A 20,489-nucleotide genomic window follows, 5' to 3' on the forward strand; every position below is an offset into this window, starting at 1 on the left:
GCTAAAGAACACCCCAAATTAACTATGCTCGAACTTTTAAGGGATTAAATAAATGATTAGAACAGCATTATTATTATCTACATTACTTGTATTTAACGTCAAAGCAGATGACTTTTATAGTCAACTTGTTCAAGCCGCTAAGGAGCGAACAAATCACTCCGTTATTTATGACGGAAGCTATAAAAGAATTGCTTATCCAAATGGTGATGTACCTGCCACTATTGGTGTGTACTGATGTCATAATTCGCAGTTATAGGGCACTCGGAACTGATTTACAAGTACTCGTTCATGAGGACATGCGTGATAACTTTACTTTATATCCATCAAACAGGATATGGGGTCTAACAAAGCCTGATTCAAATATTGATCACCGGCGTGTTCCTAACTTACAGCATTTCTTTAAACGACATGGGCATAGTCTGAATATAAGTGAAGACGCGAGCAATTATAAGGGGGGAGATATTGTCACTTGGATGCTGCCTGGCAACTTACCTCATATTGGAATAGTGACTGATGAACTATCAAGAGATAAAAAAAGGCCACTGATTGTGCACAACATAGGTGCAGGGCCTGTACTCGAAGATATGTTATTTAGTTATAAAATAACAGGGCATTATCGTTATAAACCTTAACCGTTATAAATCTTAAACCCTAACATTTACACTGGGCTTCAATTACTTACAATTTTAATATACATTTAAGGTAACTGTTTGAACCTGTAATAGGTAAGCCTAATTTTAACCTCAAAGGGATTTATATGAAAACTGTTAGTACATTCATTACCAGCTTTTTAGTACTTTTTACGACGACTGCTTTTGCTTCACAGGGAGTTGTGATTGAGAAGTCTGATAAATTTACTGAACTGTCAAAAGGCTTTAAGGTAAGTATCAGAACTGGCCCTACAAAAAACGCTAAAATTTATGACTTTTCGACAAATAAAATAACCGTCGCTGATGAGCATGGTGCGCCTTTTCAACGTTACTATTTGCAACTTGCCACAGCCGATAGAGAGTGGGCTAAGGAAGTCGTTACGTTTGATGATAAAACGAATGTAATTGACTTAAATGCACTACTTTTTGGTCAATTGATAGATACGTCGAAACTGAAAAAATTAGACTCAGCGCATGCTTTTTCTTTTTATAATCGCCTTGAACGTATTCTTTCTGAAGAATATGGTTCATTTGAACAGGTTTACAATAATGGCCTTGTTGATTATTTAACTTATATGTCGATAGACGCTGGTTTTGATAATTACATAGCAAGAACAGGTATAGCGGGTGATAAACTCACACAAGCACTTAAAGAAGTAAAAATGCCGCCTTTGGTTGAACACCAACAATTAATGACTGAGTTTATTAAAGCAGTAAATCAAAAAGATAAAACCTGGTTGTTGGCTCAACAAAGGCCTAATTCTTCACAGCGAGACTCGGGAATTTATGCGCGCGGTTTAAACGTACTGTTTGAGTACTTTGATAGTATCGGTAATCCTACAAAGTTTAACATTACACGAGAAACAGAGGGCCGCTCTTTTGATCTTAATTCGAATAAATACTTTATTATTGAATTGCTTGAACATAAAGGCCGACGAGAAAAAATAGAGATGGAGTTTATGTTTGTGGATACTTATGGTGGTCGCTTTATCGCTGAATACGACATTACAGGTGTGCATTTTCGTTAAGTAACGTTTTTAAGTAAAGCAGAAAAGCCGCAGGTTACGAAAACGTGCGGCTTTGATATTTACTTACAGCCCCGCTTTTTTAGCGCGGGCAGCGTGTAGCTTTTTATAACTATCAATTAAACGCTGATGCCTATCTAAGCCTTCAAGCTTCATGCTGGTTTCTGTTAAACCATAGAACATTACATCGCCGTTGATTGAGCCAACAACTGCATCCATCGTTTCTTGACCAAACATACGGGTGAAGCTATGGATGTAATCTTCAATTTCAAGGTCATCGCTTAGTGCTACTTCTAATGTGGCGTGCATTGCTTGATAGAATAAGCCACGTTCAACAATGGTGTTGTCGTTGTATTGTAAGAAGGCTTCAACTAGCTCCATTGCTGCTTCTAAATCACCAAGTGCTAGGTAAATAAGTAGTTTTAGCTCAAGGATTGTTAATTGGCCCCACACTGTGTTTTCATCAAACTCAATGCCGATTAAAGTGATGATATCTGTGTAGTTATCAAGCTCACTTTGTTCTAGACGCTCAACTAAATCAGCAAGTTGATCTTCTGATAAGCGATGCAGATTTAAGATATCTTCGCGGAAGTTTAGCGCTTTATTGGTATTGTCCCAGATTAAGTCTTCTACAGGGTACACTTCTGAGTAATCAGGCACTAAAATGCGACACGCTGTACCAAGATCTGAGAACTCAGCAATGTAAGCTTCTTTGCCTAGGCTTTCTAAGATACCGAATAAGCTAGCTGTTTCTTCTTCATTGCTGCCTGAGAAATCCCACTCAACAAAATCATAATCGTGTTTAGCGCTGAAGAAGCGCCATGAAATCACGCCAGTTGAATCAATAAAGTGCTCTACAAAGTTTTCAGGCTCAGAGACCGCCATGCTATTAAACGTTGGCTTAGGTACATCGTTTAAGCCTTCAAAGCTTCTGCCTTGCAACAGTTCAGTTAAGCTGCGCTCTAATGCAACTTCAAAACTTGGGTGCGCACCAAAAGAGGCAAATACACCGCCTGTTTTAGGATTCATGAGTGTTACGCACATCACAGGGAACTGACCACCTAGCGAGGCATCTTTTACAACAACAGGAAAACCTTGTTCTTCAAGCCCTATGATACCCGCTACAATGCTTGGGTACTTGTTTAATACCGCCTCAGGTACGTCAGGTAAAACAATTTCTTGCTCGATAATTTGGCGCTTAACGGCACGCTCGAAAATTTCAGATAAACATTGTACTTTTGCCTCGGCAAAGTTGTTACCTGCACTCATCCCATTACTTAAGAATAAGTTTTCGATAAGGTTTGAAGGGAAATAAACCGTTTCACCGTCTGACTGGCGTACATAAGGAATCGAACAAATACCACGCTCTTTATTACCAGAGTTGGTATCGATTAAGTGTGAGCCACAAAGTTCACCATCTGGATTATAAATTTCACGGGTGTAGTCATCTAAAATGCCCTCAGGGAGTGAGTCATCGTCGGTGAGTGCAAACCATTTTTCATTTGGGTAATGAACAAACTCGCTATTAGCAATGTCTTCGCCTAAGAACTGGTCGTTATAGAAGAAGTTACAGTTTAAGCGCTCAATAAACTCACCTAAAGCCGAACATAGCGCGCTTTCTTTCGTTGCACCTTTACCATTGGTAAAACACATTGGTGACGCTGCATCACGAATATGGAGTGACCATACATTTGGCACAATATTACGCCAAGAAGAGATCTCGATTTTCATCCCTAACTCTTCAAGGATAGCCGTCATATTAGCGATGGTTTCTTCAAGCGGTAAATCTTTACCTAAAATAAAGGTATTGTTTTCATCATCTGGTTTTGCCATTAGCATCGCTTGCGCGTCAGCTTCAATGTTTTCAACGGTATCGATCTTAAACTCAGGGCCAGTTTGAATAACGCGTTTTACTGTACAACGTTCAACAGAGCGTAAAATACCCGTGCGATCTTTCTCCGATAGGCTTTCTGGTAATTCAACCTGAATTTGAAAAATTTGGTTATAGCGGTCTTCAGGGTCAACAATGTTATTTTGCGCAACGCGAATACCATCAGTCGGGATATCACGTGAATTACAATACACTTTAATAAAGTAAGCCGCGCACAACGCAGAAGACGCTAAGAAGTAATCGAATGGGCTAGGTGCTGAGCCATCGCCTTTGTAGCGAATAGGTTGGTCTGCAATGACAGAGAAGTCATCAAACTTGGCTTCAAGTCTGAGGTTGTCGAGAAAATTAACTTTAATTTCCATTAAAAAATTCCACCTTTGTGCGCGTTGCATGCAAAAGCCGTAAACGGCTTTGCACTGCGTTTTCATCATAATAGGTGCAATTATCTGCTTTTTCGAAGTAATAGTCTTGGGTAAATCGAAAAAAAAGCAATTTTATTAGCTTATTGCTTTTAAAAGCTGCAATTTAGGGTAAATACACAGGAGTTATCGCTACATAATAACTTATACACTCGAGCCACGAATGATCAATCTTGGTGGGAGTAGGGTGCTCTTCACTTGTTCTCCGCGAATTAATTTAAGCAAGTTATCAACTAACATTTGCCCTGCTAAGGTTGTATCTTGCTGAATTGTGGTCAACGGAGGATTGACGAAATTAGCGATTGAAATGTTGTCAAAGCCAACCACGTGAACATCATCAGGCACTTTAATTTTTGCTTCTTTTAAAGCGCGAATAGCACCAATGGCAATCAGGTCGCTGGCAGCAAATAGTGAGTTAAAGCGAATATTATTTGCTATAAGTGAGCGGGTAGCATGATAGCCTGACTCTTCTGTAGAAATAGCATTAGCCATTTTTCGTTCATTTAGTTTGATACCTTTATTCATAAAAGCATCTTTGAAACCTTGGTACCGAGCAAAAAATTCAGGGCTGTGATCAGAGGCATCACCGATAAACGCACAATCGGTTCTGCCTGTTGCAAGCAGGTGCTCTGCGGCAAGTTTACCGCCACCATAATTATCACAGCTCACAGTTAAGTCTGGGCGGTTATCAACACTGGCACCCCAGCATACGAACTTAGTATTTTGTTCAATAAGGGTTCTAAACTTTGGCTGGTAATCTAAGTAGTCACCATAGCCTAATAAGATCAGACCATCTGCACGGTGGCTATCTTCGTAGTCAGCTTGCCAATCTGAGCTACTTGATTGAAAAGACACAAGCAGATCATAGCCTTCTTTTGCACAGGCTCGAGTGATACTACCAAGCATAGCTAAAAAGAATGGGTTTATTTGTGATTCGTCTGATGTAGGGTCTTCAAATAACAAAAGCGCGAGGGTACTACTTTGCTGTGTTCTGAGGTTACTAGCGTTTTTATCTACTTTGTAATTAAGTTGTTTGGCGACTTCATGAACACGTCGGCGCGTTTCTTCATTAACCAAAGGACTATTTCGAAGTGCTCGTGACACAGTTGACTGAGAAACACCTGCATAATGTGCGATGTCAAAAGATGTCGCTTTACCTTTCATAGGGTATTAATTCCAAAGCAATAGTGATGATTTGTAACGGCCATTTTCGGCTATTTAATATTTTTTTCAAGCTATTTGTGATAAGTCGTTTTTATCTGTAAATGATCAAGTTACAGAGTCATTTTTTGACGTAGCATCACAACGTTAAACGGACGCAATAAGCAAGTACTTCGTTGTAAAATACGTATGCAAAGGCAAATATTTAAAATTTTTATTGATTCAATGCTGACACCGGTGTCATAATGTCGATGTTTTATCATTTTGTTGTCAAAACGTATTTGGCTGCCCATTCATTTGGGCAGCATTTTTTTAATACTAAAGATAGTTGCTTTGAGTTAATAACTCAAAGGTTATCTTGAACAGTGGCTTTGCCATTGAAAACTATAAAAATAAGCGGCAAACAGCTTAGACACATAGAGAAAACATAATGAACACACAGTCTAACACCGATTTTGATCCTATCCTTGTTGCCGATATTGGCGGCACAAATGCGCGCTTTGCTTTAATCACTGATTTTAATGAACATACAAATCAATTTGTCATTGAGCATAACCTTAAATTTCCAAGTGCAGATTTTGGTTCCCTAGAAAGTGCCATTGAGCACTATTTCAGTCAAATATCATATGCAAAGCCAAACAGAGCGTGTTTAGCTGTTGCAGGCCCAATTAAAGCGGGCCAAGTCCATTTAACTAATTTAGGTTGGCATTTTAGCGTTGAAAACCTAAAAACTAAATTTGCATTCACTCAGCTAGAAGTTATCAATGATTTTGCTGCATTTGCCTATGCAGCGCCTTATTTGGATGATTCACAAAACGTAGCTGTTAAAGCAGGGCAAGCAGACAACAATGCCAATATTGCCGTGATGGGGCCTGGCACAGGCTTTGGTGCTGCATGCTTGGTGCGTACTTCGCAAGGCAGCGCAGTACTTAGTTGTGAAGCGGGGCATATTACCCTTGCAGCGGTTACAGAGTTAGATCGCCAGTTAATCACCGAGCTTAAAAAGCAATTAAATCATGTGTCAGTAGAAACTGTTTTTTCGGGCCCAGGTATAGCGCATTTATATAAAGCGATGGCAGCCGTTAAAGGCGTTGCAGTAAAAAACCTTGATGCAGCACAGATCAGTGAGCTTGCAACAACAGGACAATGTGATATCTGCGATGCAACCCTTAATCAATTTTGTGATTGGATTGGCAGTGTTGCAGGTGATTTATCCCTTACATTTGGTGCTCTAGGTGGTGTATTTATTGGCGGTGGTATTTTACCTCGTATGCAACAACGCTTACTATCTAGCCGATTTGTTGAGCGCTTTGCAGACAAAGGCATTATGTCGCAATATACTTCACAGATACCTGTAACCTTGGTAACACAAGATAATATTCCGCTAGTTGGTGCTGCTGCGTGTTTACACGTTAGTAGTCGAGCTTAATTGGAGCGGACTGGATGATGATTATCGTATGAAAAAAGTAACCATTAATAGCGTCGCAAGCTACGCCGGTGTATCTAAAAAAACAGTGTCTCGCGTGCTCAACAATGAGCCTAACGTGAGTGATGCTACCCGAGAAAAAGTACTAAAAGTATTTAAAGAGCTAGATTACACACCAAACCCAATCGCCCGTGGCTTAGCGCAAAACCGCAGTTTTATTATTGGTTGCTTGTATGATAACCCAAGTAAAAGCTATATCACTCGCGTACAAACTGGTGCGCTGGCAGCATGCCATGACCATAATTACAATTTATTGATCCACCCATGTGAACTTCGTGGGCAAGACCTAATTAACAATATTGAACAACTTCTTCAAACATCGCGTTTAGATGGTATTGTATTAACACCGCCATTTTCTGATTTTCCAGAGCTTGTCACTTTTTTAAAATCGAAAAAAATCCCTTATGCGCGCGTTGCATCTGCAGTTCTTGAAGATGATTCTATTTCTGTGCGCAGCAATGATGAGCAAGGTGCGTTTGAAATAACAGAGCATTTAATTAAATTAGGTCATAAAGAAATCGCTTTTATTAAAGGTCACCCAGATCACAGTGCGACAGAGCAGCGCTTCAAAGGTTATCGCCGTGCGCTTGCTTCTAATGGTATTGAATTTAATGAACGTTTAGTAGAAGAGGGTAACTTTAGTTATCACTCTGGTGTTGATAGTGCTCGTACAATTCTTGATTTAGAGCCGCGCCCAACGGCAGTCTTTGCATCAAACGATTATATGGCGGCTGCAGTACTTAAACTAGCAACACAAATGCAATTAAAAGTGCCTGATGATATCTCAATTGCCGGTTTTGATAACGCACCCATTGCACGTCATATTTGGCCTGGACTAACAACTATTGCGCAACCAGTTGAAGAAATGACCCACCAAGCGGTTACACAACTAATTAGTCATATTAGTGAGCCACAAGAAACACCTTATCAGGTAACGCTTGAAGCAAAACTAATTACTCGCGAGTCAACAGCTGCAATTAAATAAAATTCAATTTGTTTTTTTCACAGTAGCCCGAGATTGAGTGACGCTTTCTCGGGCTTTTTTATGTAAATTCCTTCCTTGGATGTTTTTATATAACCACCTGAATTTAAAGTATTATATTCTTATTTTTCAAAGTTGAAGTGGAACTTTAAACATAACTTGAGCATGAATTTTACTCATAGTTGGCTAAAATAGTGTTGTTCATTATTTGGTCATTTAAAAAAATTAAACTAAATTTAACAGATAAGGTTGACACCGGTGTCACAGTCATGAGTTAATACAGTGACACCGGTGTCAGGTTGGTTGTGAGAGACAGCCTGTCAGCGTACCTTTGAACGGGTAAATCAAAGATGCTCAGTGCAATTATTTTCGTGGAGTCTGTAATTGTCACTGAGCCTTTATCCTCTAACTATAGAGATGAGTCGAATTTATATGTTGCATCCTCGTATCCAAGAAGTCACCGAACGCGTTATTGAACGTAGTAAAGAGACCCGCCAAGCTTATTTAGATCGTATCGCGCACGCAAAAAAACAAACAAGAGTACGTGCCGGCTTAGGTTGCGGTAATATTGCACACGTTATGGCTGCTTGTAGCAGCGATGACAAAGCTCGTTTAAAAGCAGATGAGCAACCAAATTTAGCGATTATTAATGCTTACAACGATATGCTTTCTGCGCATGTGCCTTACAAAGAATACCCTGATTTAATAAAAACTATTGCTACCAAGTACGATGCAACAGCACAAGTTGCTGGTGGCGTGCCTGCAATGTGTGACGGTGTTACTCAAGGCCGTGACGGTATGGAGCTTTCATTGTTCTCACGTGATGTGATTGCAATGTCTACTGCGGTTTCTTTATCACACGATGTGTTCGATGGTGTATTTTGTTTAGGTGTGTGTGACAAAATTGTCCCTGGACTGTTAATTGGTGCCTTATCATTTGGTCATTTACCAACGTATTTCTTACCTGCAGGTCCAATGCAATCGGGTATCCCAAATAAAGAAAAAGCCCGTGTTCGTCAAAAGTTTGCACAAGGCTTAGTAAGTCGTGAAGAGTTATTAGAAGCTGAAAGCGCGTCTTATCACAGTGCCGGTACATGTACTTTCTACGGTACCGCAAACTCGAATCAAATGTTAATGGAAATCATGGGTCTACATTTACCGGGTAGCTCATTCATTAACCCTTACACAGAACTACGTGATGGTTTAACAGGTCATGCTGTCGAAACCATGTTAAAGCAGTTAATTGATACAAAAGACGCTAACTGCCTTGCTGATGTAGTGAGTGAAAAAACGATTATTAATGGTTTAGTTGGCTTGTTATCAACAGGCGGCTCAACGAACCACGCAATCCACTTAGTGGCTATTGCGAAAGCAGCGGGTGTAATTCTTACTTGGAAAGACATGGCTGACTTATCAGAAGTTGTGCCACTTCTTACGCGTATCTACCCGAATGGCTCAGCAGATGTGAACCACTTCCAAGCTGCCGGCGGTATGGGCTTCTTAATGAAGCAACTGCTTAGCAAAGGTTATTTACATAACGATGTGAAAACCATTGTGGGTGATGGCCTAGAAGCATACACCACAGAGCCAATGTTAGATAAAGACTCATCAGTGATCATGACAAACAGTACAGGCCCAAGCAAAGTTAAATGGGTGGCGTGCCCTGAAAAGTCACACGATGAAGAAGTGTTACGTCCGATTGATAACCCGTTTAGCAAGCAGGGTGGTTTACAGCTTCTAACTGGTAACCTTGGTAAAGCCGTTATCAAAGTTTCTGCGGTGGCTGAGTCACATCAAATTGTATCTGCACCAGCTAAAGTATTTAGCTCACAAGGTGAGTTACAAGAAGCGTATAGCCGCGGTGAATTAAACACAGACTTTATCGCTGTAATTAAAGAGCAAGGTCCAAAAGCGAAAGGTATGCCTGAGCTTCACAAATTAACGCCAGTAATGGCAACGCTGCAAGACCAAGGCTACAAAGTGGCGATTGTTACAGACGGTCGTATGTCGGGCGCATCAGGTAAAGTTCCTGCTGCTATCCACTTAGCACCAGAAGCGGTTGAAGGTGGGGTAATCGCTAAAATTCACGAAGGTGATTTAGTGACTCTGGATGCACCAGCGGGTGTATTGAAAGTACACGTAAGCGATGAAGAATTAGCAAAACGTGAATTACAACTTAGCCAGCCAAGCCAAACATACGGTACAGGCCGAGAGTTATTTGCAGGTTTCAGAAATATAGTAAGTAGTGCAGACCTTGGCGCAAGTGCCTTTGGTTTAGAATAATAATACGCCGTTACTGGGCTATGAGGAACATACAATGAGCATTGAGAAAATTTTATCATCGGCACCTGTGGTACCGGTTGTTGTTATCGAAAAACTTGAAGATGCAGCCCCCCTTGCACGTGCGCTTTATAACGGTGGCTTGAAAGCATTAGAAATTACTTTACGTACGCCGATTGCGGCAGAAGCTGTAAAGCTAATGAAAGAAGCCGTACCAGAAGCATACGTTGGTACAGGTACCGTGGTTGATAAAGCGACATTTAATGCATCTGTTGAAGCCGGTGCTGATTTCATGGTTAGCCCAGGTGTAAACGACGAATTATTAGCACTGGCTAAAGAGACTGATATTCCATTTTTGCCTGGTGCTGCAACACCAAGTGAAGTAATGAAATTAGCAAGCCATGGCTTTAAGTTCTTAAAGTTCTTCCCTGCAGAAGCGGCGGGTGGCACTGCAATGCTTAAATCAATTGGTGGTCCTTTACCACAAGTAACTTTTTGCCCTACGGGTGGCATTAGCCTTGAAACAGCGCCTAACTACCTCGCACTTAAAAACGTTATCTGCGTAGGTGGTACTTGGATGTTAGATAAACAACTTATTGAAAACAAAGACTGGCAAGCCATTGAAGCGCTTGCTCGCCAAGCAAGTGAAGTAAAATAATTAACGGGAGATATTAGAATGATTAATGTTGCAATTAATGGCTATGGACGTATCGGTCGTAACGTATTACGTGCTCTTTACGAGTCAGCTCAAAACAACGAAATCAAAATCGTTGCAATCAACGATTTAGCACCAGCAAATGTTAACGCGCATTTAACTCAATTTGACTCAGTACACGGTCAATTTTCTCAAAAAGTAACACTTGCTGAAAACACCATGCTAATTGGTAATGATGAAATTACGCTTACGCAAGAGCGTGATCCTGCAAACCTGCCTTGGAAAGCATTAAACGTAGATATCGTTTTAGAATGTACAGGTTTATTCACTTCACGTGAAGCAGCGGCTAAACACATTGAAGCAGGTGCTAAAAAAGTAATCGTTTCTGCGCCTGGTACTGACATGGATGCAACCGTTGTTCATGGTGTTAACAGCGACGTATTAAACGCTGACAGCAACATCATTTCGAACGCATCGTGTACAACAAACTGTTTAGCGCCGATTGCAAAAGCAATCAACGACACAGTAGGTATTGAGCAAGGTAGCATGACGACAATTCATGCCTACACAAACGATCAAAACTTATCTGACGTTTATCACCCAGACTTATACCGTGCACGTAGCGCAACTCAGTCGATGATCCCAACTAAAACAGGTGCTGCTAAAGCAGTTGGCCTAGTGCTTCCTGAACTTGCGGGTAAACTTGACGGCATGGCAGTACGTGTACCAACAATCAACGTTTCTTTAGTAGACTTAACGTTCGTTGCTAAGCGTGAAACAACTGCAGCAGAAATCAACGAAGTAGTTAAAGCAGCATCAGAAGGTGCAATGCAAGGTATTCTTGAGTATAACGAGCTACCGCTTGTTTCTATCGACTTTAACCACAACCCAGCGTCTTCAATCTTTGATTCTACACAAACTAAAGTAGATGGTAAGCTTGTTAAAGTTATGGCTTGGTACGATAACGAGTGGGGTTTCTCAAACCGCATGTTAGACCAAGTTAAAGCGCTAGGTCAGTTCTTATAAGATTAGGTTCTTATAACAGATCAGTAAAAGTTTAAGCTTTATCCAACAAAGCCACGTTCATCGTGGCTTTTTTGGTTTTTACTGGATAAAAGCATTTATTCACAGTATCTTGTCCCTTTAATTTTTAGGGACAGATAATGAATAAATTTTTAATACTCGTATGCTTATTTTTAGTGGCCTGCTCATCAACAGAACAGAGTAACTTACCAGGCTTTACTATTCCCAAAGACGTGATATCACAAGCAAAAGACGAATTTAGACGCTCAGATAATAAAATTTTATTTATGATGATGGTTAATCAAGCGGGTAATGTTGTGAAAGTCAGTGTGTTGGATAACAAATTACAAAACAAGCAATTCTTAAATATGTTTAAAAAGAATATGTACCAGCTTAAATATCCAAAGGCACAAAAAGGCGACCCAGAATTTAGAGAATTTATTTTACCATTCGGTGTACAAACTGAAGTAGAATTTTATGGCTAATTTTAATGGCAAAGGAAAGACAATGAAGAATATCTTGTGAGTAGCTTTACTCATTACCGCGGCGGTATTTTCTACTTATATATTCACGATTCTAGTGTAGCCTAAACAGTTGTGATTCCTAATAGTTATGTGTAATTTAATTTTTAAAAGTCGTATTTTGATAATTTTTTCGCTGGCTTCGTACTAAGCTAACGTATAAAAAAGCTGAGGCTAATACCATCTGAAAGCTATTATGTCTAAACATACAAGGTGAGTTTCGTGAAAAAATCTATATTGATATTAATTTGTTTTCTTCTGTCATTTTCTGGTAGTGCAAAAGACACATTCACCTCAGAACAATTAATTGAGAAAGCTAAAACATTTGTAGCAGCAAAAAATGCGCGTCAACAGCCCAACGCGACAACTAAAGAAATAGACTACTTTATCTCGTTGCTAGCCGATGATTTTATTGATGAACACGTCAAATTCAAATTTGTTTATACAGATAAATCAAAACTCCGAGAGGATATGGTTAGTAAGCTAAATGATGAAGTTATCTTTAGTTCAATAGAAATAAATGAGGTAATGGTTGGCGCTAATGTCGTTTTTGTAAAAATGACTGAATTAGGCAAAGTTAAGCCTGCTCATTTAGACAAAACTATCGAGTACAATAAAACCAATATTGTTTCACTTGAGTTTGATAAATTAGGCTTAATTAAACACATTCGCCGACATCACGGCTAATATTTACCTATCAAGATGATAAAGGATAAGGGCGTCTAAATGTTGGACAGATGTTCGTTACTAATCGATTTTAGCTAACATTAATACTTCTCTTATTATGCGTTGGTATGTTATTGAGAAAGTGCATATGTCAAAAATAAGAATTACAGGCTCCGAAAACCTTAAAAAAATTTCTATGGACAGAGCCTTTAACTTAAACACTCCATTTGATTTAAAGCCTCAAAGTTAATTACTGATGAGCTTTTAAAAAATGGAGTTGTTGAGTTCGACTTATGTAATGCTAACAACGTAATAGGCTTGCTTAGTGACCTTAAATTGGCAAATGCAACAATTGAGTTTGTCGAGTAATGCTGTATAACATATGGTTTGGGATGAGGCGAAAAGAAGCTTATCTTGTGCTCATTCTTCGCTAATTTCAGCTAAGCCTTTTCTTCCCCATAACTGGTCGTTATCATCCATCGTTAATAGCTAAGGTTGCTACTGAAAATCAATTATTTTACGTGTCTAATTGTTCAGGCTAGTAGTCACTGTATATGTGTAAAAATATAATTGCTTATTTAGCCAAATGTAGTTGTAATGGATACACAATAAACGCTGACTAATGCAGAGAAAGCTTAAATATGAGCTAAGCAAATTTAAATTAGCTAGGTGAGTTAGAGCCTCTAAAAAGCTTTTTATAAGTAAACCCCAAGCACAGCACCCACTCTGACAAACTGAGCAGGTAGTGGCTCAGTCCAATAAGCGATTATGCAACACAAGCTATCTAGCACAAATATTAAAATGTTTTGTCTACAGGGAGTTCTGTTGAACATTAGGCGTATCTTTTTATTCAGTTTAATCTTTATTTGTTCCGCGTGTACAACGTCTGGTCAGCTTTATTATGTTGATAGTGAGGGTAGTGAAAGGCTTGGTTGTGACGTTGAATTTATTGGCATGCCAAGTGTCGATAAATTTGCCGTTGAATATGCTTTAAGCCTTTGCGCTAAAAGTATTGTTAAAAAAGGTGGCAGGATTAAGGAAAGTCACCTTTTAAAAATTGATACTACGATTCCTGCTGCGCCCTGTGGTGAAGCTTGGACTCATGAGCTAGCAAAGCAACATTTCCAATCCAAATATATATCTAAAAAAGAGTATGGTTATATTGTTGCTAATATTGATCTTGGGCTTGCTGAAATAAACAAGTGCATTTAACAAGCTCATAATTTAAGCCATATATTTCTTGTACTGCTTGTGCGGGCTGAAAGGAAAAAATTAAAACGATGGATACACATTTAAAAATAGTTGCAGATTTAGCGAATGGCATTGATCCAATAACAGGTGAACTTCTTCCTAGTGAGTCTCCATACAATCATCCAGATGTAATTAGAGCATTATTTACTACGCTTGATTTAGTAAAAAATCTGCCAAAGAAAGCTCCTAAAGTGAAAAAGACACCAGAACAAAAGCAAGCAGAAAATATCGAAAATGGTTTGCCTAAAAATGCTGGACTACCGTGGACAGACCAACAGCGTGCTGAATTAGCACAAAAGTTTTCATCAGGAAAAGAAATTAAGGAGTTAGCAGAAATTCACGGACGAACAGATGGTGCCATTACTTCCGAACTAAAAAAACAAGGTCTTCTTGAAAAGTAATAGTGTCATGTACATGACAAACAACTCAAGCAGATTGGCAATGCGTTATAGCAATGGTTAACGTTTGAGTAACTTGGAATTTATCCCATTGCCCTTATATCTACAGTAATAATTACAACTGCAATTAATGCATGGAGGTATATTGTGAGCATAGAAATAATGTCAATGTTTCAGCCTTCGCTAAAAAACCTAGCGAAGGCTGAAGAAAGAAGGTTGGATCAACATGAGAACGGTGATGACTCAAAGAAAAGAGCTGAGTTAGATAAAATAATTAAAGAAGGCCTTTCACCAAACAGCTTTAAAAATGAAAAAAGGTCAGGTGAAGATTCACCATAGAAAGTTGTTTAAAAGTCATTCTGCTATGGCACTTTTAAGTTGAAATCAAGTTTGCTGTGAGTGATAGTATTAAATCAAAGTTATTGATTAGCGCAGTCGTCAGCTATACAAAAGGATTTTAATGAAATATTCAATTTTAACGTCAATATCATTCGTTTTATTTATGGGGTGTTCATCAACACCACAGCCAGAAAGGCCTCATGCAGTTCTGCAAAAAACAGCAAATCCAACTTATCCAATTCATGCTGTACGTAATAGAATTGAAGGCTATGTTCAAATGAGTTTCGATATTAGTGAACATGGTGAACCAGTTAATATTCACGTTTTGAACTCTGTGCCTGAACACATCTTTGATAAAGCTGCGATTAAGGCCCTATCTAATTGGAAATATGCACCTAAAGTTGAAAACGGTGTTGCAGTAATGCAAAAAGACCTTCAAGTGCAATTAGATTTTAAATTAGGTTAATTGATTAAGCATTGTATCACTAAAAACCAATTTTTTAGGCTTTATGACATTAATATCAATGAGTTGTGTACATATAATTACGCAGAGTTAGCTGATATTTTTTTCCTAAAAGCTTCTGTGCTATGCTGCGATAAATTTTTAAATGGATTTTTGTGTTATGTCTCGTCTTTCGCAACGAGTGTTCCGCGCTGAACAATTCCAGATCGGTGAAGGCAATATTAGTGGCTATATTGCGTGCTTTTTGGCTATTTTATCCTGTTTAGGGGTTTTAGCGTTTCACTTTCCTGAGTACTTAACGACGCCAGAGCTCAGACAAAATTACAGTGTTGAGTTTTTACGTCAGCTAATGTTTGTGGCATTAATTATTTCGGGCAGTTTAGGGCTCTTGAATTTTGTTCGTAATACTAATAAACGGCTCGGTGCAACGGCTTGGTTTTTTATAGTTGTGGCAATTGCGTTTGGCGGGCCGAATGTTGAAGTGGGCGACTTCAGAGATAACACGCCGTATTTAGGGCTTGATTGGTTTATTCTTGATTTACTTGGCTCTACACTCATTTTTATCTTAATAGAAAAGCTTTTACCGCATCGTAAGGAGCAAAAGATCCTCCGCTCTGAGTGGCAAGGCGATTTGAACCATTTCTTTGTAAATCATTTAATTATCGGTTTTGTACTGCTTGCTACTAACCAGTTTGTGCATCATGCATTTGGTTGGGCGGTATCAGAGACTGTGCAAGGCTTTATTGTACAAATGCCGTTTCTTTTACAACTGTTTTTGATTATTTTAGTAGCCGATTTAATGCAGTATTTTGTGCATCGTGCTTATCATGAAGTGCCACTGCTTTGGCGTTTTCATGCTGTACATCACAGTGCAAAAGAAATGGATTGGTTGGCAGGCTCTCGACAGCATATTTTAGAAATTTTAGTCACCCGAAGTTTAGTGCTCACACCGATTTTTGTATTAGGTTTTCCATCTGAAGTGATTAGCCTTTATGTGATTATTGTCGGTTTTCAGGCTGTGTTTAACCATGCTAACGTAAGAGTGAAATTTGGCTGGTTAAGGTATGTGATTGTTACACCACAATTTCATCATTGGCACCATTCTTCAGATAAAGCAGCCATCGACAGAAACTATGCCGCGCACTTTTCGTTTTTAGATTATTTGTTAGGTACCGCTGTAAAAGGCCAAGCTGAATGGCCCGATAAATACGGGGTGGTTGGTGACTACATGCCTGAAGGCATGCTTAGGCAGCAGCTATTTCCTTTTAAAAAACAAAAGTAATCGCTAGGTTATTTAACGGCTAAACTATTAGCCGTTAAATAATATGACATTAAAATTGTGCGTTGTGGTAAACGTTTTGTACGTCGTCACAATCTTCTAGCATGGCTAAAAAGCGTTCCATCACTTCAACGTCTTCACCTTCAATCGGTGCTTCTACTTGCGGCACAAAAGCAATTAGATCTTCGTGGAAATCAGTAATGCCCATTTCTTCAAGTGCTGTACGCGTGCTGTTGTATTCTGTGTGTGGCGCGAATACAGTCACTTTACCGTCCTCAACTTCTACATCTGTTACATCAACATCGGCCATCATTAGTGCTTCTAAAACAGCTTCGTCATCATCACCATCAAATACAAAAATAGCGAGGTGATCAAATAAGTGTGATACTGAGTTTTGCGCACCAATTTTTGCATTTGCTTTAGTAAAACAAACACGTACGTCAGCGAAGGTACGTTTGTTGTTGTCGGTTAAGCAGTCAACAATGATCATACAGTTGCCCGGGCCGTAACCTTCGTAGCGTGTTGCTACGTAATCTTCGCCGCCACCCCCTTTGGCTTTATCGATTGCACGCTCGATTACGTGCGTTGGTACTTGGTCTTTTTTAGCACGCTCAATTAAGCGACGAAGCGCTAAGTTGCCATCGGGATCAACACCACCATTCTTAGCGCAGATATAAATTTCTTTTCCGTACTTTGAATAAACTTTGGTTTTTGCACCCGCAGTTTTTGCCATTGAGTCTTTTTTGTTTTGATAAGCTCTGCCCATCTGCGTGTTGCCTTTTTGTTATAGATAAAAATAAAGCGGTTATTCTAATCATTTAACCTACTAGTTAACAGTGTTTATTCTTCGCTTTGCTGTAACTGCCACATTCGTGCGTATTCACCATTCGCCGCAAGTAGCTGTTGGTGCTGACCTTGTTCAACAACCTGTCCTTGTTTCATCACAATAATATTGTCTGCGTCAGTAATTGTTGATAAACGATGTGCAATAACCAAGCTGGTGTGCCTTTGTGCGACTTCACGCATCGCGCTGAGAATGGCTTGCTCTGAATGCGAATCTAGCGCCGATGTTGCTTCATCAAATAATAAAATGGGTGAACCTTTTAAAATGGCTCTGGCAATTGCAATGCGCTGCTTTTCACCGCCTGATACTTTTAAACCGCGCTCACCAACAAGGGTTTTATCGCCTTTATCTAGGCTGGCAATAAATCCATCTAAATGGGCAAGGCTTATCGCTTTATCAATTTCATCTTCGCTTGCTGTTGGGTTTCCGTAGGCGATGTTTTCGCGAATGCTGGTATTAAATAGCACGGTATCTTGCGGAACGATGGCAATAGCTTGGCGCAAACTTTCAAGTGTTACTGTGTTGATTGCTTGCTCATCGATATAAATTTTGCCCGCATCCACATCATAAAAGCGGTAGAGCAGGCGGCTTAGAGTGCTTTTACCTGCGCCACTGGCACCCACAATGGCCACTTTGCTGCCAGACGTAACCTCAAAGCTTAAGTTATTTAAAATTGGCCGTTGTTTGTCGTAACTAAACGACACATTTTCAAATCGGATAGCTGCTTTGGTTGCTTTTAATGGTTTTGCATCTTTGTCATTGCTAATGGCGGCTTTTCGATTTAACAGTCCCAGCATGTTTTCAAGGTCGGTCAGCGCACGGCGTATCTCACGATAAACAAAGCCTAAAAAGTTAAGCGGTAAAAATAGCTGGATCATGTAAGCATTGATCATCACAAGCTCACCTATTGTTAGCTCTTTATTGACCACTGAGCTGGCACCTAGCCACATTAGCGCTGTAATAGCCGCGGCAATAATAAGCGCTTGCCCTGAATTAAGCGCCAGTAACGATAAACGATTTTTTAGCCTCGCTTGCTCCCATTTAGCTAAAAAGCCGTCGTAGGTGTTTGCTTCATAGTGTTCATTGTTGAAGTACTTAACGGTTTCGTAATTGAGTAAGCTGTCGATAGCACGGGTATTAGAGTTGTTATCGGCAGCATTTGCTTCACGAATAAATCGGTTACGCCACTGAGTTACAATCACAGTAAAAGCAATGTAAGTAGCGACTGCAATTAATGTGACTAATGCAAACCACGGTGAAAACAAGGTTGCAAAAATAATCGCTACAGTGATTATTTCAAATAGGGTTGGTACGATATTAAACATCAAAAAGCGCATTAAAAAGCTGAGGCCATTTGTGCCACGCTCTATATCGCGACTAATTCCACCTGTTTGCCTATCAAGATGAAAGGCAAGTTCTAAACTATGCAAGTGTTTGAAAACTTTTAAGCCAATATGGCGCATAGCGTGCTCTGTAACACGACCAAATAATGCATCGCGTACTTCACCAAAAAATACACTGGCAAAGCGCAGTAAACCATAAGCGATTAGCAAGGCAATTGGAACGCTTAATAGCGGGTTGATACTCGCATCAACCGCGTCAATTATTTCTTTTAGTGCCCAAGGCATCAGCAATGTGGCGCCTTTTGCAGCAATAAGCGCCAAAATGGCTAAAATAACGCGGCCTTTAAAGGTCATTAAATAGGGCCAGAGTGTTTTGATGCTTTGTGATAGGTTCATTGCATCAGGCGATCTCGTCACCTGTTCTTTGCGGCTCATTCCACGCATGGGGGTCTCTTAAAATCAATTTGATAAAAATAGGCAAAAGCTTTCGTGTTTTAGGCAAGTGTAGTTTGCAGATTTACCTCTATACTGAGTGCAAGTATACACCAGTGCATTAGCAAATTAGTTAATGCATGAGTTAAACACGAAGAAAATTAAGGAGTAAGCATGAAAACTGTCGGTTATGCAGCACATGATTCTGAAAAACCATTAGAGCCGTATCATTTTGAACGCCGTGCACTTCGTGATGAAGATGTATCCATTGAAATTCTTTATTGTGGTGTGTGCCATTCAGACTTGCACACAGCAGAAAACGACTGGGGCTGGACTCATTATCCTGTCGTACCAGGCCATGAAATTGTTGGCCGTGTCCTTGAAGTAGGCAGTGGCGTTACAAAATATAAAGTAGGCGATAATGTCGCTGTAGGGTGTATGGTTGATAGCTGTTTAAGCTGTGACCAGTGTCATCACGGTGAAGAGCAGTTTTGTCGCGAAGGGATGGTAGGAACCTACTCAGGACAAGACCGTATCAGTGGTGAACTCACTCAAGGTGGCTATTCAAAGCACATTGTGGTGCGTGAAGAGTTTGTATTGAGCGTGCCAAAAGGCTTAGACCTTGCTAAATGTGCACCAATTCTATGTGCGGGTATCACAACGTATTCGCCATTACGTACGTGGAATGTCGGCCCAGGTAGCCGTGTTGGTGTGATTGGGCTAGGTGGTTTAGGACACATGGCGATTAAAATCGCAGCTGCAATGGGTGCACATGTTACGGCAATTAGCCGTAGTGATAAGAAAAAACAGCAGGTTTTATCTTATGGCGCAAAAGATTTATTGGTATCGAGTGATGAAGCTGCCATGCAAGCGCATGCTAATCAATTTGATGTGATCATTAATACCATTCCGGTAAAACACGACTTTACGCCGTATATTCCGCTTTTGGATATTGATGGTACGCAAGTATTGGTTGGTCAAGTAGGTGAGCTTGCTGAGTCTAACTCAGTGCCGTTATTAATGGGGCGTCGCCGTGTTGCTGGCTCATTAATTGGCGGTATAGCGCAAACCCAAGAGATCCTCGATTTCTGTGCGTTACATAATATTCTGCCAGAAGTCGAAATGATCAAAATGGACCAAATTAACGACGCATTCGATAAATTAAAGCAAGGTGATATGGCCTCACGCTTTGTAATCGACATGTCATCATTAGAAGTTTGACAAAGTTAAATTACTAAGCGGGCTTAATTAGGCCCGCTTTTGTTTTAGTCACTTTTATTTAAGTAATAACTTGTGTTTTATTTTTTTACCCTCATTATATCCCTGTTATCCGTTTAATTTGTTGGTCAGTTCTTGTTACGGTTTTTCTCAGTCATTATCT

General features: G+C 39.8%; 18 protein-coding genes and 1 pseudogene. 15 read left to right on the forward strand and 4 right to left on the reverse strand.

Going from position 1 to position 20,489, the window contains the following annotated elements; genetic code table 11:
- The first annotated feature begins 52 nt into the window (after positions 1-52).
- A pseudogene (locus LY624_RS07535) lies at positions 53-632 on the forward strand (DUF1287 domain-containing protein).
- Between the two features lie 125 nt (positions 633-757).
- Positions 758-1,678: a hypothetical protein gene (locus LY624_RS07540; protein ID WP_341804221.1), complete on the forward strand. Its 921-nt coding sequence runs from the start codon at positions 758-760 to the stop codon at positions 1,676-1,678.
- Between the two features lie 63 nt (positions 1,679-1,741).
- Here LY624_RS07540 and LY624_RS07545 read toward each other — a convergent pair whose 3' ends face one another.
- Positions 1,742-3,928, reverse strand: a complete 2,187-nt coding sequence (locus tag LY624_RS07545) for an OsmC domain/YcaO domain-containing protein (protein WP_341804222.1) — start codon at positions 3,926-3,928, stop codon at positions 1,742-1,744.
- 201 nt (positions 3,929-4,129) lie between these two features.
- Complete coding sequence (locus tag LY624_RS07550; RefSeq protein ID WP_341804223.1) at positions 4,130-5,149, reverse strand: LacI family DNA-binding transcriptional regulator; 1,020 nt, start codon at positions 5,147-5,149, stop codon at positions 4,130-4,132.
- Between the two features lie 427 nt (positions 5,150-5,576).
- Between LY624_RS07550 and glk the strand changes: the two genes are divergently transcribed.
- From glk to LY624_RS07610, 12 genes are all read left to right on the forward strand, one after another.
- Positions 5,577-6,575 (forward strand): glucokinase, encoded by a 999-nt coding sequence (gene glk, locus LY624_RS07555; RefSeq protein ID WP_237118666.1) that lies wholly within the window; start codon positions 5,577-5,579, stop codon positions 6,573-6,575.
- Positions 6,576-6,603: 28 nt separating this feature from the next.
- Positions 6,604-7,617: a LacI family DNA-binding transcriptional regulator gene (locus LY624_RS07560; RefSeq protein WP_062568932.1), complete on the forward strand. Its 1,014-nt coding sequence runs from the start codon at positions 6,604-6,606 to the stop codon at positions 7,615-7,617.
- A 429-nt stretch (positions 7,618-8,046) separates the two neighbouring features.
- Complete coding sequence (edd, locus tag LY624_RS07565; RefSeq protein ID WP_130150092.1) at positions 8,047-9,897, forward strand: phosphogluconate dehydratase; 1,851 nt, start codon at positions 8,047-8,049, stop codon at positions 9,895-9,897.
- 34 nt (positions 9,898-9,931) lie between these two features.
- Positions 9,932-10,552 (forward strand): bifunctional 4-hydroxy-2-oxoglutarate aldolase/2-dehydro-3-deoxy-phosphogluconate aldolase, encoded by a 621-nt coding sequence (locus tag LY624_RS07570; protein WP_237118665.1) that lies wholly within the window; start codon positions 9,932-9,934, stop codon positions 10,550-10,552.
- 18 nt (positions 10,553-10,570) lie between these two features.
- Positions 10,571-11,575 carry a type I glyceraldehyde-3-phosphate dehydrogenase gene (gene gap / locus LY624_RS07575; RefSeq protein ID WP_193988728.1) on the forward strand — a complete coding sequence of 335 codons (1,005 nt, stop codon included), beginning with the start codon at positions 10,571-10,573 and terminating at the stop codon, positions 11,573-11,575.
- Positions 11,576-11,712: 137 nt separating this feature from the next.
- Positions 11,713-12,057: a hypothetical protein gene (locus LY624_RS07580; RefSeq protein ID WP_341804224.1), complete on the forward strand. Its 345-nt coding sequence runs from the start codon at positions 11,713-11,715 to the stop codon at positions 12,055-12,057.
- 258 nt (positions 12,058-12,315) lie between these two features.
- The gene (locus LY624_RS07585) at positions 12,316-12,780 is read left to right on the forward strand and encodes a nuclear transport factor 2 family protein (RefSeq protein WP_341804225.1); all 465 of its coding nucleotides are present in this window, start codon (positions 12,316-12,318) and stop codon (positions 12,778-12,780) included.
- 804 nt (positions 12,781-13,584) lie between these two features.
- Positions 13,585-13,971: a hypothetical protein gene (locus LY624_RS07590; RefSeq protein WP_341804226.1), complete on the forward strand. Its 387-nt coding sequence runs from the start codon at positions 13,585-13,587 to the stop codon at positions 13,969-13,971.
- Positions 13,972-14,039: 68 nt separating this feature from the next.
- Positions 14,040-14,411 (forward strand): hypothetical protein, encoded by a 372-nt coding sequence (locus LY624_RS07595; protein ID WP_341804227.1) that lies wholly within the window; start codon positions 14,040-14,042, stop codon positions 14,409-14,411.
- Between the two features lie 144 nt (positions 14,412-14,555).
- Entirely contained in the window at positions 14,556-14,747 is a 192-nt protein-coding gene (locus LY624_RS07600; RefSeq protein WP_341804228.1) for a hypothetical protein, read from the forward strand.
- A 121-nt stretch (positions 14,748-14,868) separates the two neighbouring features.
- Complete coding sequence (locus LY624_RS07605) at positions 14,869-15,213, forward strand: energy transducer TonB (RefSeq protein WP_341804229.1); 345 nt, start codon at positions 14,869-14,871, stop codon at positions 15,211-15,213.
- Positions 15,214-15,370: 157 nt separating this feature from the next.
- On the forward strand, positions 15,371-16,492 hold the full coding sequence (locus tag LY624_RS07610) for a sterol desaturase family protein (RefSeq protein ID WP_240701210.1): 1,122 nt from the start codon (positions 15,371-15,373) through the stop codon (positions 16,490-16,492).
- Between the two features lie 49 nt (positions 16,493-16,541).
- Here the strand turns inward: LY624_RS07610 and LY624_RS07615 are convergent, their stop codons facing one another.
- Together LY624_RS07615 and LY624_RS07620 are read right to left on the reverse strand one after the other, a co-directional pair.
- Positions 16,542-17,255: a YebC/PmpR family DNA-binding transcriptional regulator gene (locus tag LY624_RS07615; protein ID WP_341804230.1), complete on the reverse strand. Its 714-nt coding sequence runs from the start codon at positions 17,253-17,255 to the stop codon at positions 16,542-16,544.
- Positions 17,256-17,329: 74 nt separating this feature from the next.
- Positions 17,330-19,072, reverse strand: coding sequence for an ABCB family ABC transporter ATP-binding protein/permease (locus LY624_RS07620; protein WP_445936738.1), 1,743 nt, complete (start codon positions 19,070-19,072; stop codon positions 17,330-17,332).
- A 210-nt stretch (positions 19,073-19,282) separates the two neighbouring features.
- On the opposite strand from LY624_RS07620, the gene LY624_RS07625 reads away from it, so the two are divergent.
- Positions 19,283-20,329, forward strand: a complete 1,047-nt coding sequence (locus tag LY624_RS07625) for an NAD(P)-dependent alcohol dehydrogenase (RefSeq protein WP_341804231.1) — start codon at positions 19,283-19,285, stop codon at positions 20,327-20,329.
- Positions 20,330-20,489 lie beyond the last annotated feature (160 nt).

Source organism: Pseudoalteromonas sp. N1230-9, assembly GCF_032716425.1.
In the GTDB taxonomy this organism is placed as follows: domain Bacteria; phylum Pseudomonadota; class Gammaproteobacteria; order Enterobacterales; family Alteromonadaceae; genus Pseudoalteromonas.